This window comes from Acetobacter pasteurianus (assembly GCF_009914215.2).
GTDB classification, from domain to species: domain Bacteria; phylum Pseudomonadota; class Alphaproteobacteria; order Acetobacterales; family Acetobacteraceae; genus Acetobacter; species Acetobacter pasteurianus.
Map to the genome: position 1 here is coordinate 1 of NZ_CP039845.2, position 12,622 is coordinate 12,622.

Consider the following 12,622-nt stretch of genomic DNA (forward strand, 5'->3'; position numbering starts at 1 on the left):
AATTCGTGTTCTCATTGGGAACACGAAGAACCGTTTTCGCAAAAAATGAGTATTTTTTGATTGCATAGCAAATTCGATTTGTTTATTAAATATCGCAAGGATTCTGCGAAAGCGGGATTTGCGTGAAAACTGGCTGGCTAAGATTGGTTCTAAAAATGAATGCGAAAATGCACTCTAAGAGTGATCCTGTGGTCATTCTCATTTCGTCAGGCAAGGGCGGGTCAGGCAAGACCACTTTAGCACGTAACCTTTTGGCATCTGCTACTGCCGATGGTTTCCAGGCTGTCGGGTTGGATCTTGATGAGCAAATGTCACTGCGCGCATGGTCAGATATTCGTGACACAACCATTGCAGATATGAAATCCGATGGTGAAGAAACTAACCTGAAGGAAATCCCCGTCGAAGTTGCAAATTATATTGATGGGGTTGCCGCACTTCAGGAAATTAAGGATGTTGAGGGAATTGACGTTATTGTCGTTGATACTCCTTCTGGCTTTCAGACCGGTGACGCCGCTTCTGTTTTGCCTGGCCTGACTTCTCGGTCTAATTTTATTCTAGTTCCATGCCGGCAATCGGCGACAGATACTCGTGCGGTGAAAGCATGGTATGCAGATGCTCTTCATGAGTCTGATAAAGCTTCAATCGTTTTGATGGGTGTCCGGCGTCAATCAAGATCCTGTGATATGGCTAACAATATGCTCGCTGAATGTGGAGATGTTTGCCCCATCATTATTCGTGATTTGGAAGTCTACCGCTCCACCGATCAATATGGCCTTGGAGTGACTGAGTCGAATTTGGCTAGAGAAAAAGATCCTGATTTTGTGTCCCTGTGGCTGTGGTTGAGGCGTAAGGTCGGCCTCAACGGCAATAAAACTCCAGACATCCTGTCAAAGAAGGTGGCATGATGGCTGGTCTAATTGGAAAAATGCAGAAAAGGTCTGCAACATCAACGGTATCTGAGCGTGGGCGTTCAACACATTTCCCTTCTGTTCCTGGTTCTGTTCGCGATGTAAATCGTATGATGCCTGCTGTTGATATGGATCCTCCCACTATTGAGGAGGGGGTCAAATCAGCTCAGATCCTTTATGACGCAGCTACCAAGAATATTATTTCGATTGGCGAGTTGTGTTTGAATATGCGCGATCGTTTCCCGGATTTCAAAAATTCGGTTGCTCCCCATATGCCGCTTTCTCGCGCCAGACTTTATGACGCGATGGAAGTGGCAAAGAGCGTCAGGCAGGGTCGGCTAAAACCTTCTGAGGTTCCGGGCGCGTTACGTCCAGCACGTGTGCTTTCTAAGTTAGAGCCTCATTCTGTAGAGGCACTGCGTCAGGCTGATTTTGACTTCACCGATGCTACTGAAAGTTCAATTAAGGCTACCCTAGAAAAACTGGGTGTCCAAGATAAAGCTTTATCTCGTAAAGAGAGTAAGCAGGTAGATATTATTCCACCTGCCGGTAAAGATACATTTGCTGAATTTGCGTCTGCTTTTGTGAAACTTTCAAAAGTTGGCGTGAACCGTGCATCTAAAACCGAACTTGATAGGCTTCATGATGTAGTCCACAGGAACCCTGATCTGCAAAAACTTTTAAGGGAACTTCTGCAAGATTGATTGAAGTATTACCCCAAAGGCTTATCCAAAGTCTTTGGGGGTAAATCGTAAGTATTTATAATGACGGCACAGATGCCTAATAAGCCTAGTCGTATTTCTCAGAAAATATGGGATGAAGTCTTTCCATTTGATAGAGAGGCGGTATTAAAGATTGCTTCTCGTTATTTTATTATGGGTATACCTCCTAATGAGGCGTTTATTAAAGCATCAGACGATCTAAAAGATATAACTTTCATGAGTGGCAAAGAATATAAGGCTTATTCAGTTATTGGCCCCATGATGGGATGTGACATTAAATTATTGCCAACACCGCATGTAAGGGCGGTCTGTGAGGCTGTTTTTAATACAGCAAGGTCTTTTTGGTCTGAAATTGTGAATGCTGCAAATCCTGTCCACGCTGCTTTTCAGCATAGGTTGTGGTGGGCTCCTGAAGGAGGATGTCTTGTTTGTGGATATTCTGCAAAGGAAGATAAGGACTATTTACGATACTCAAGGCTAGATGGAAAAAAGGACTATGTTCACAAAAGATGTGAACATGATTTTAAGGTAATTGGTAAGGCTTTTTGTGATTTGGTTATTCAGGAATGTCTTGCTATTAAAGCGAATAATGAAAGCGAAAGGCCTATTGAAGATCACTCTTCGCATACGGAGGATGATTGGGATGATGGCTATTGGCAAGATGATTAAGCTTTAGGTTGTTAATATGAATATTGATTTTCTGAAAATGGAAAAGATGTCTGGGCAGTGGTGTGATCTGGCCTTTCCTGAAGGGGAGGGGTACCCATCCTCAGTTTCTGGATCGTTGGGCCAAATGGTCAGGCTTGGAGGAGCAGGAAGTTTGTTTTTGGCGGATAAGAATTTAAAACCTTCGACTGATAAGGATAAATCCGTATCTGTTGTTCCAGGGGTATCCCAAATATTAAATGGGTGGACGTTGTTATTTTAATCTGAGTTTTAGCAAAAGGAATGTACCCCGTCCTGAAGGACGGGGAGAGTTATTAACGATAATTTTTGTCGAAAATTCTGGTCGTATAGTGGGCAGAGGAATCTGTCAGGAGAGACACATCGACAAGAGAGGAATGCCCCGTTTCCTCTTGCAGTTTCGAGCGGAGCAGTTTCTCAACAGCAATTCGCTCATCGTGCGAAGCATCTTGGATACTACGGATACCTTGGGAGGAAGCATCCAAGGCTGAAAGGGTTTCCTCTATCTTCTTTAAGCTAATATTAGTGTCACCTTCTGAGCAGAGCACGAATTCCATGATCTCAGAAAGTACATCAATACTTCCATTCCCAGAGGATTGAGCGAAATTGGAGAATGCCTTGCCTCCAATATCTACCGCATAAGCCCACCAGCACATATCACGGCCATAACTTAGGTAGGAGAGCGCCTTTTCATCTAGGAGCTCTTCAGCAGCCTTCTGGAAGGTGTGTGGCTGCATGTCTATCTCGATATTATCACCGATGGCGCAGGAGCATCCTCCCCCTCCGCCCAGCCCAAATTTCCCTTCAGACATTTCCACAATGAAGTCACGCACTCTGATAAGCGTACCAAAGGGTTCCAGTGGTATCAGCCGGTGTATGATCAAGTTGTTGTTCGTTCTGGGCTCAGGCATTCCCTTGCTCTTTCTGAAAAATATCATTCAAGATGGTTGTCTTGAAGTGTGGATGACTGAGTTTTCGAGTATATATTACCCCAGATGGACTTCCGAAAGCGACTATCGGGGGGCCTAGCCTGCGACAAACTACAAGAACATTCCATGGCCCGGCCGGGAAGTTATGCGAGATTTCTGATTCTGAGTTAGACATTTGTTTGGTCATCTTTGATTTTTGAGAGCCAGGATTTTGCATCAATAGTGGGGAGAAACTTGGCTGCTATCTTGAAGCTTCCTACATTTTCCCATTCTCTTTTGTTACCTACCACATAAAGGCATCGTTGTGCCCTCGTAGAAGCTACATTTAAGATGTTTGGGGTTTTGCCAGCCCATATTCGTGATGACGATTTAGCTCCACTTCCAGCTCCGAGAAGTAAGATTACAGCTTCTGCCTGCTTCCCTTGGAATGTGTGAATTGTGCCGATATTCGAAGAAACCCACCTTGATAATTTACGCCTATCTATGCCTTTGAAACCGACCTGATTGGCGGCATTTCGGCGGATCATTTGTTTGAGATGCCTGATTGGCTGCCTGAATGGTGAGATGACATAGATATCAGGAATATGCTCTAGTCTTTCGCAGATGCCTGAGATTGCAATGGTCACAGCACGACCTTCCATCTCAACCCATTTATCTTGAGAAGGCGCTGAAATATTTACCCATGAACTTTGACCAAGCAAATCTCTGATTGCCGAAGGTCCAGGCTGGGTCGCATGTATCATCTCTCCTCCGTAAGCCAGATGATTGGCGATATCGAACATCACCTTGTCGCATCTTCTATGCACTAGCAGAGGGAAGCCTGTTACACGTGGAAGATCAGGATTGTCGGTAGGGAAGTGCCCTTGAGCTTCATTGGCTCTATCTGCCAAAGACTGAGCGGAAATTTCAGGCGCGGCCCACTTTTTAGGGTCAGATTTGTTCTCTCTGAAGATGAGCTCAGTGCTTCTAGGTGGGATTGTTACTACGGGTTCAATTTGTTGCTGATCGCCGATGACAACCGTCCTCTTAGATCTCCATATGGCGCCTACAGCAGCTTGAGGAGTTGCTTGACCACCTTCATCGATAAGCACCCAACCTAGAGAGCCTTGCCCAAGGTTGTTGAATGTCTTTCCGATGGATGCAAACGTTGTAGAAACAACCGGTATTATGAGGAAGAACATTCCCCAATCATTTGGCTCTGCCTGATTCGTTGCTATAGATTTTATTGCGCTTCTAATTTTCCTTGCGCCAGCGACAACAAAAGCGTGATGCAAATTAACAGAGGCGACAAAGAGATCATCCCTAGCAGCTTTGAATTCACCTTCATTCCATGGGCTGCCAGCGTGGAATAACTCATGTGGAAGTGACCAGAAGCCTTCCTTTGGGCCGAGTGAAGATTGTGGTGGTTCTTCTTGATTGGTCTCCAGTTCTTTTTCATTGCCCACAGTCGCAATAACGCGGTCATTGTGCCTGATGGAGGCGATTAACCTGTCTCGCTCAGTCGCGCATGACAAATATCTCTTCCTGGAGCGAATAAGCGAAGTCTGTAGTTGGTCTATGTTGTTTGAAATGCGCTGGATTTGTGCGTTTGTGTTCTCGCCCTCAGATACACGATTGGATGTCAAAGCTGTCAATTTGGCAGTTTCGGCCTCAAGTCTACTCATGTTGATCTGAACATCTATTGAAGCGGCCTCACAAGCCCTTTTTGCTGATTCAAGATCTAGTGTGAATTGGCGGTTTTGTTCGGTAAGAACTGGGATGCTGATCTCACCTTTCATCCTTATACTTCTGGTGTCACATACACCGGAAAGTTCATCACGGATCTTGTGACAGCGATCTAGAGCCTGTTGGAAATCATCTCTGGCTTTCTGCCATCTCGCCATTGCTTCAGGGCGTCTTGGGGGAGGGTAATGTTCTTCTAATTTTCCTGGCTTTTTACCCACCAAATTTATGGAATCTGGATTAGCTGCCCGTGCCATCCAGTTAGATAGGCCCCAACTTTCATTCCACCAGAATTTTTCGAAAAAGTTTTTTCTATTTCGAGAATTGCCAAGTTTGGCAGCAATCACGCCCCATGCTTTATTCCCCTCATCACTCTCTTCTGGGATGTCGAGAACAAAAGAAGCAAGCTTCCCAAAGTGATCTAATCCACGTTCAAGCCATATTGATTCATCAAGGGATTTAGATCTGATCGGGAGTTCGAGGCTGACATTCTCAACAGCAGCATTATTGCTACTAGCAACCACTATCGCAAAATCGAGCAGATTTATCTGGCCGATGCCCATGTTGGGATCTTTAATCATGGCCAGATGTTCAGCTCGGCTGAGCATTACGTGGGCAACAATATCCCGCAGTAAGAAGGTTTTGCCAGTTCCGGGTGGGCCATTGACTGCCTCTAATCCCTCTCTGGATAGGTTGTAACAGATGTTGTTAACAGCGGCTTGCTGTAGAACGTTGAGTGGGTGGAGGCCCGGCCCAGGCCATCTGGCAAGAGGAAACATCCCAGGATAGAGTAGATTAGAAATGCGCGAACGGTCTTTAAGCGCATTCCAAGGATCGCGGGGTTTTTTAATCCCCATATATTCTGCAAATGCAGTTGGAGCGCGATTAAGTGTTGCTGCAGCAGTCTCAAGATCGTTCAGGTAGAGCGAGCATAATAGATCGCCAGGTGGTGGGCGTTCACGTTCAACAACAATCGCACATTGTACGCCAAGCCATAATTCCTTAGGTATTTTCAGTTTGTCACGGAGAATGTAACTGGTTTCAATTAAGTCTGACCATGAGAGTGGATGAGGCGGTTCTCCAGTCTCAATTTGAGTTAGAATGTCTTCAATTTCGCTGTTGATGAAAGTTTGTTTTGCACGCCAATCAGGAAGAAGTGATGCATCTCCTGTCGACAGCATATTACCCAGTCCCCAAGCAAAACTGGCAATAGCTAAGGTGTCAGGTACATATAGGCCCCACTCATTCAAAATTATCGTAGCGGCGATTATTTTTCCTGAAGTCGGCTGCAATCGTTCAGAAGGAAGTGTATCTTCTGACTCATTAAAGCTTTCATTCAGAGCTTTAATAGATTGTCCTGCTGGTAAGGCGCCGAGTACAATATGATACCAATTGCGCTTCTGCCTTTGGCCGTTATGTGATGGTTGTGCCTGCTGGGCCTCATGCTCAACAATATCACTCGTTTTGCCTTTGCTTTCATCGTAGGAGAATAGATCTATTGACCCATTAGATTGAGATTGAGACTTCTTTCTTCCTTTGGATGGGGAAGAAAGAAATATTTGTTCCGACATTTCGGATGGCCATGGTGTTGTATCCGAAGCAAGGGGAACTGGCGTCTCTTGAAGGTGGCTATTTTCAAGAGAAGTGGTGCATAGTTTGCCACCATAATTAGTCGCTAGGTCATGCCACTTACCGTCATTATGGACATCAGGTGACAATATTTCGACTGCGATCCATGAACGGAGGGCCTTGAGTGCTTCTGCCTTAGATGAAGTTCCGGTATCCAGAGGATCGCCCTGAGTGGTTTCCGAAATATCGGGGCCTGATGAATTGGTCATGATTTCCCTCTCCTGCTCGAAAAGAGAGGCCTTCAATCTAAATCTGAATAAGAGCGAAAATATATCATAATATTGCTGGTTTTTCCAAATTGGATAGGGATAATTTGGCCTTATGAAATGCGACGTAGAGCAAGATTTGGCTGCAGTCATATGGATTTTAGGCTTTGGAATTTAAATAAGCCTTATCATTTCATAATTTAATAAATGCTAATGTTGTTAATTGGTTGGGTAAGGCCATTTTTATCGAAGTTTAATCTCCCGATAGACTTTGTAATGGCATGGCTTTGGAAGGAGTTCGTGGTTTCATCTAGATGGATATTCTTGAAACACGAAACACTGGTTGAAGTAGAAGCATAAAGAGGAAGGGTAATGTTAGATTGTCTAGGGAAAGTATGTGCGTTTTTTGTTACATTGGTTTTTGTAGTTTATTATAAGCGGAATTTGCGTATTTGTATGAATGAGGGACGCGATACTGAACAAGGTGTGGCGTATTTTCTCGTTGCTACAGGGTGTGCGATGATTACCTTTGTGATGATGGTGGCATCCGTTTTGAGCGTCTATAATCGGCAGCCAGAGAAATCCTTCCAAGGCTATGATGTCAGCATTCACGTTTCTAATGCTGGTGAGCCAGTCTGGAAAATAGGTCTGCGTGATGGAATATGAAATCGGAATTGCTTCTGTTGGGGGCTGGCCGGCATCGGTAAGGGGTTTGTGATGACTAAATTCCCAGTGAAGGAACCGAGACGAAACCTAGTTTTTGGCTTCATTTTGTCGCTCAGTGTCCTTCTAACATCTACATCGATTTCTTTTGCTCAAGGGGCATATGGTGGAAGTGAGTATATGGATGGACCACCTCAGCCGTTTCGCCCTCCTACAAGTGAGCTAACTCAGGTTCCTCCGCCAGAAGCACCCCCTCCATCACCAGGAGACGGGTGGCAGAGTGGTGGCTACCGTTCAAGAGATGACGGACAACCATGGGGATCTCCATCATGGGGGGTATCACAATATCCTAATGGCGGAGGATATGGTGGGTGGCGCCAGCAAGATTTTGCCCCATGGGGCGGCATGATTATGGATGGATTGATTTCCGGGCCTGGTTATGGATACCCGCAGTCAATGCCAAGCAGAACTTGTGTAGATCAAGTATGTACGGGAGACTAAATTAACATTTCCTTGCATTGAGAGATGGAGTTTCGCTCAAAATAATGAAGGCGGTGATCATTCCCAAATGAGTAGAGGGTTAAATTAATAGAAATAGATGAATATGGATCATCTATGACCACATGATCCATATTTAGTTCGTCGGGTTGCCCATGCCTTTTTCCTGATAGCTCTCAATTCCGTGGCAGTTTTTCGAGTTGGTTTGTTGCGTGGCGGGAAAATCAAAGGGCCGTCATCAAGTCCCGTTAAATCATTCTGATGATCATGTGGAAAGGTAGTAAGGTCGCCACATGTCTCACAGTGAGAGTGCGCAATAGATTTAAGCATTTGGATCCTCTCTCCCACTTTAATAACCTTCCCCTCTATTTTAGATTGGGGAAGGTTATGATGGATTTCAGTTGCGATAAACAACCTTTTCCTCAGTTGCCTCTGTGTCTAAAGAGTCCATTAGAAGAATCTGATCAGACAGTTCGAGTTGATAAGCACGCTGGAGAGCGCGGATATCACATTTTGAACTCACCCATTCACGAAATATGTTAATAACTGATTGATCTGGCAAAATCGGAGTGAGGGTCTCAGTTGAGGAAAAGGAGTCCTCATACTGGAGAGCCACTCCATTGAGTAGAGCCCAGAAATTATCAATTGATGCGTCAGGTCGCGCAACATGAATAACTTCGAAGCGGCTGAGAATGGCCGGATCTAAGCCATGTAGGGAGTTTGCAGAGGCCAGAAAGGATACACCGTCTAGGACGATGGGCGCATTTAGACAGGCATCCAGATAGCCGGTAGATGGAGGCTGAAGCATATCTAGCAGAGATGCCTGCACACTTCCGTTACGGAGGTTGATGTTGCCGCTTTTTTCGAGTTCGTTGATGATGATCGCCGGGTCACAACATCCGTAATTGGACATTGCTCCTAATGGAATACATGGTGCGCGAGATGACCATTTTTGTGCTACTCCTGATAACCCACGATCATCGCTTGCCCCGCCCGCTGAAATTGTAGTGGTTGGCACAGAAACCAATTCACAAATGTATTCTAACATAGCTGTTTTACCCGCCCCGGAAGGCCCAACGAGGAGAAGGCGAGGAAGAGCGGGAATGGATGCACTCATAGAAGATGTACGGGTCTTGAATGCCAAATGCCTCATGACTGCCTTACATACATTCTGTGCCCAGGGGAACTTTCTTAGGAAATTATCCTTGAATTTAGCCAATGATGGAATATCCGCCGCAAAAGGAAGCCGCCGGCCGATTAGATTTGAAAATTGATCCTTAACCTCCTGCGCCTGGGGCGTAAGAGCCGGAAAATCTGCCACGACAACAAGAGCAGGTGACTTGTTAACATCGCATAGGTTTTCTTGTAGGAGGGGATCTTCTTTTGCTACAGATACAAGAGAGTTAATTACTTCCTTGTCATAGCCATTGCCTGTGGCCCATGAAACAGAAGGGCCTGATTCAGCGTCTCCTTCCCATCCTCTATCTTCATTCAGCATTTCGGTGGTATCGGAAAGGTAGGTTTCCCAGTTGCTGATAATCCCTGCCTTGAGTTTCTTCCATTCTCCTCTTTGGATAGAGGCGCCTAGCAGGGGATAAAGAGTCGGGTTCGCATGAAGATAGCTCTTTACATCTTCCTCTGTCATACCAGAGATAAAGTTGGAGATCTTCGTAATAGCTTCAGGTTGCCCCTTTATCGCGGCTACAAACAACCATGCGGTAGTATTCGTGTCTGACCAATTGGCTGCGTCAGGGTTTGACTTTGTAAGAGCGAGATATACTTTCCAGGCAGATTCACGGGTTGGAGAAATTGAGTGACCCTGGCCAATAATGTTCAGACATTGACGTGCCATAATTTCTCCACTTTGGAGATTAGGCGATAAAAGCCAAAAGGGGAGTTGAACTGATGAAGAGTGAATGGGCGAATTGTCCATAATCGGTAGTCTCTCTATATAAATTATTCTATGAGATAATCATAACATTGTGGAATTATTGTTGTCATCAACAACTTGCTGGCCAGTCTAAAATCCTTATATTTTTATGTCGTGACTATGGGCTTCGTGTGAGCTCATAACTCACATTTCAGGCCATCTCTTTTTTGCGAGCCATAAGACAAAACCCAAATCTGGGGCCGAAGGGATGTTATGCCATTCGGACTGAACCTGAAAAATTGAAGTCAAATAAAGACTCCATTCTTTGATCTCTGTAAGGATATCAGAGCCTTGCAAAAAAAGGCCTTTAGAGAGCGGAGGTAGACCTGATATAAATTCCTCAATATCAAGGTTAAATATATTGTGTATTCGCGTTTCCACTTCTGAGAAATCAGGGAGTGCAATTTTTCCTTTAGCCTGTGAAAGATATTTTGCGAAGATCATCCACACAGGTTGGTCTCGGTGAATGGAAATATCGCATTTCCCATCCAATATATCATCACACATGATTTTCTGGGCCAGTAGGAACTCATTGGCAGTAATGTTTAATTTTGCGGCCTTTTCCAATGGGCCAGGCATGCTGTAGAAATCCATATTGGCCACACGTTCTGACTGTAATCTCAAACGCAGTGTCCTGACCTCATCTATTCTATCTAATCTACTTTTATTTGCGCCTCTCTCGATTGTCTTGCGCGGTAAATTTTTCAACACTTCTCCAAAGAGTGTTTTGGCATGATCAAGCCATAGAGGTTGGCAAGTCGGAGGTATGGTCGTCCAACAGCGGATTTCGTCAGGAGAGTATTTTAACCAATCTGGAGTTTGCTTTTCCAAGCCATTCCGGCTGATCCTCCCTGAGTACAAGATAAGCATTTCGGTCAGAAATTTTGATTGCTCTCGCAAAGATTGACGAAGCCATAACGCAGCCATGAGGCTTATTTCGTCATCTTCACTTCCACGCATACGTTCTGCGCATGCATTTTCCTGATCCCATCGGCCGAACTGGAAATAAGATACGTGATCATGACGAATTTCTTGTGAGGCTTTCTGAATTGATTTTCTAAGTAGCCCACGTGGATTGTCGAGTTTGTCTATAGACCAATTCTGGAACGCAATATCGGGGCTTAATCCCTGGAGATTGATAATCCCATTGTTTACGCAAAGGACTTCTGATTGCCATTTTTTTCGAAGCCATGCACCATCTATCTCTTTAGGAAGACCAGGGGCGGTAGCCATTCTGTCGATGAGATCAAGCATAGGCTTGCTAATGTGGATTTCACGCAATGTCTGACGTACGTAATCAGCAGCTCTACCGCGTTTGAGAGCGATAGACGTGTCATTCAGGTCGTCAGTCATCTTCATCAGTGCAGCCGATAGTTTCGAGAATATTGCTAATTATGTCTGGATCCCCCTGCGCCAAGATATCGTCCTTCTGGGCACCGTTCCTTTCGGTGTAGACATCTAGCCAGGTTAAGAAGGCCCAATCAGGATCAATGGGAGGCTGCCTATTGTCGTAGCTTCTCTTCCATTCTTCGTACGGAGCAGAAATTTCTGGAATATTGTAGTCTTCAAGAGATCTTCGTATGGTTTCCTCAGATAAATCAAAAGGCCCTTTTTCAGCGTCAGTTTTGCGCGAAAGAAGGTCGATTGTTAATGGATCACGTTCTGGATTTTTACGCCGTTTAGCCATTATGCCATGCCGGGCTACATCACCAACAGTGCTAAGTGAAACGGCGTTTTTGGCCCCCGCGCGGAATGTCAGACCAATAACCTTGCCGCCCCGACCACCCCTCTTTTCCGTCATAATAACGCTAAATGGTGCCGCGGCATTTACCTCGTTCACAGCAGGATCGATTACTCTGGCCCTTAAATTATTATAACGGGGGTAGTTTTGGCCTACAGCCATTATCTCCCGAAATTCGTCAATAGTCGCAGTCCACTCTGGATGACGTTTGCCGAACTGCAGAGCCATAATTTCATACAATCGAGCTGCATAGTCACTTCTAAATCCTCTAACAGTAGCAAGATCCAGAATCGCAAAGACCTTAGGGTTGGCTAAAAATCGCATAAGGATCTTGTCGAACGCAAATGAGATTTGCCCTGTTTCGCTATGTTCGAGATCGTATGAAAGATAGTGAGAGAGTACGGAGTGCTTCGATCCGCGGTTATCAACGTAATCAATTAGAATATTTACTGACGCTAATCTGGCCATAGACTGGTTCAGTCTGTCAGTAGAGGTGTGGCCAATAAATTTAAGAATGTCAGATACAAACACAGAATGGATATTGTCTGACGGATCCTGATTTCGGCTGATAGTTCTGCTCAATAGGAAATTGAAGATTTTTCTATCTAGCAATTCTAAAGAGCCGCGCTCTTTGGCCATGATTACGTGAGCAGACTTTAATAACCGTCCACCATCCACTGAAGATGAAATGGGAGATGATTTTGGTTGAGATCTCCGTCCGGCCATTATAAGTCCTACAAAAAATACAATTTAACCTTGCCATGTATAACCAACTAACAAGGTTTAATGGTCTATCTTATATGGCCGAGGCTTTGACAAGGCCAAAATGGAAAATTACAACATTAAAAGTCCAAAGGCCTTATTTTTATGTAGTCAAGTTTAGCGCGATATGTAGTCCAAAACTTATATCACTCCAGAGAGTGGCGAAGGCAGAAAGGATTGGTTCCGGCGCAAGTTATTTAGAAAGTGAAGGGGGAAAGGCTTTCTAAA

At 44.8% G+C, this 12,622-nt stretch carries 10 protein-coding genes; 5 read left to right on the top strand and 5 right to left on the bottom strand.

The window, feature by feature from the left end; translation table 11 throughout:
* Nucleotides 1-122 precede the first annotated feature (122 nt).
* Genes FCN51_RS00005 through FCN51_RS00020 form a run of 4 tightly spaced genes read left to right on the top strand, consistent with a single transcriptional unit; the run spans nucleotide 123 to nucleotide 2,558 of the window.
* Nucleotides 123-905: a ParA family protein gene (locus FCN51_RS00005; RefSeq protein WP_236661153.1), complete on the top strand. Its 783-nt coding sequence runs from the start codon at nucleotides 123-125 to the stop codon at nucleotides 903-905.
* Nucleotides 902-1,612: a hypothetical protein gene (locus FCN51_RS00010; protein WP_160255949.1), complete on the top strand. Its 711-nt coding sequence runs from the start codon at nucleotides 902-904 to the stop codon at nucleotides 1,610-1,612. Before FCN51_RS00005 ends, FCN51_RS00010 begins: the two co-directional genes overlap by 4 nt.
* A gap of 60 nt (nucleotides 1,613-1,672) precedes the next feature.
* Nucleotides 1,673-2,299 (top strand): hypothetical protein, encoded by a 627-nt coding sequence (locus tag FCN51_RS00015; RefSeq protein WP_160255950.1) that lies wholly within the window; start codon nucleotides 1,673-1,675, stop codon nucleotides 2,297-2,299.
* Between the two features lie 16 nt (nucleotides 2,300-2,315).
* Nucleotides 2,316-2,558 (top strand): hypothetical protein, encoded by a 243-nt coding sequence (locus tag FCN51_RS00020; RefSeq protein ID WP_124296545.1) that lies wholly within the window; start codon nucleotides 2,316-2,318, stop codon nucleotides 2,556-2,558.
* A gap of 52 nt (nucleotides 2,559-2,610) precedes the next feature.
* Here FCN51_RS00020 and FCN51_RS00025 read toward each other — a convergent pair whose 3' ends face one another.
* Nucleotides 2,611-3,225: a hypothetical protein gene (locus tag FCN51_RS00025; RefSeq protein ID WP_124297910.1), complete on the bottom strand. Its 615-nt coding sequence runs from the start codon at nucleotides 3,223-3,225 to the stop codon at nucleotides 2,611-2,613.
* Between the two features lie 185 nt (nucleotides 3,226-3,410).
* On the bottom strand, nucleotides 3,411-6,803 hold the full coding sequence (locus FCN51_RS00030) for a DEAD/DEAH box helicase (protein ID WP_160255951.1): 3,393 nt from the start codon (nucleotides 6,801-6,803) through the stop codon (nucleotides 3,411-3,413).
* Between the two features lie 369 nt (nucleotides 6,804-7,172).
* Here FCN51_RS00030 and FCN51_RS00035 point away from each other — a divergent pair, with 369 nt between their 5' ends.
* Nucleotides 7,173-7,466, top strand: coding sequence for a hypothetical protein (locus tag FCN51_RS00035; protein ID WP_309402391.1), 294 nt, complete (start codon nucleotides 7,173-7,175; stop codon nucleotides 7,464-7,466).
* 892 nt (nucleotides 7,467-8,358) lie between these two features.
* On the opposite strand, the gene FCN51_RS00040 is transcribed toward FCN51_RS00035, so the two are convergent.
* The 3 genes from FCN51_RS00040 to FCN51_RS00050 form a co-directional block, all read right to left on the bottom strand.
* The gene (locus FCN51_RS00040; protein ID WP_160255953.1) at nucleotides 8,359-9,894 is read right to left on the bottom strand and encodes an AAA family ATPase; all 1,536 of its coding nucleotides are present in this window, start codon (nucleotides 9,892-9,894) and stop codon (nucleotides 8,359-8,361) included.
* A gap of 141 nt (nucleotides 9,895-10,035) precedes the next feature.
* On the bottom strand, nucleotides 10,036-11,244 hold the full coding sequence (locus tag FCN51_RS00045) for a hypothetical protein (RefSeq protein WP_310254971.1): 1,209 nt from the start codon (nucleotides 11,242-11,244) through the stop codon (nucleotides 10,036-10,038).
* Nucleotides 11,237-12,358 (bottom strand): replication initiation protein, encoded by a 1,122-nt coding sequence (locus FCN51_RS00050; protein WP_124297888.1) that lies wholly within the window; start codon nucleotides 12,356-12,358, stop codon nucleotides 11,237-11,239. The genes FCN51_RS00045 and FCN51_RS00050 overlap by 8 nt, the downstream gene beginning before the upstream one ends.
* Nucleotides 12,359-12,622: the final 264 nt, after the last annotated feature.

Coding starts and splice junctions, on each gene's coding strand:
- FCN51_RS00045 (WP_310254971.1), bottom strand. CDS start 11,244: ATGACTGACGACCTGAATGACACGTCTATCGCTCTCAAACGCGGTAGA.
- FCN51_RS00050 (WP_124297888.1), bottom strand. CDS start 12,358: ATGGCCGGACGGAGATCTCAACCAAAATCATCTCCCATTTCATCTTCA.
- FCN51_RS00040 (WP_160255953.1), bottom strand. CDS start 9,894: ATGGACAATTCGCCCATTCACTCTTCATCAGTTCAACTCCCCTTTTGG.
- FCN51_RS00035 (WP_309402391.1), top strand. CDS start 7,173: ATGTTAGATTGTCTAGGGAAAGTATGTGCGTTTTTTGTTACATTGGTT.
- FCN51_RS00025 (WP_124297910.1), bottom strand. CDS start 3,225: ATGCCTGAGCCCAGAACGAACAACAACTTGATCATACACCGGCTGATA.
- FCN51_RS00015 (WP_160255950.1), top strand. CDS start 1,673: ATGACGGCACAGATGCCTAATAAGCCTAGTCGTATTTCTCAGAAAATA.
- FCN51_RS00020 (WP_124296545.1), top strand. CDS start 2,316: ATGAATATTGATTTTCTGAAAATGGAAAAGATGTCTGGGCAGTGGTGT.
- FCN51_RS00010 (WP_160255949.1), top strand. CDS start 902: ATGATGGCTGGTCTAATTGGAAAAATGCAGAAAAGGTCTGCAACATCA.
- FCN51_RS00030 (WP_160255951.1), bottom strand. CDS start 6,803: ATGACCAATTCATCAGGCCCCGATATTTCGGAAACCACTCAGGGCGAT.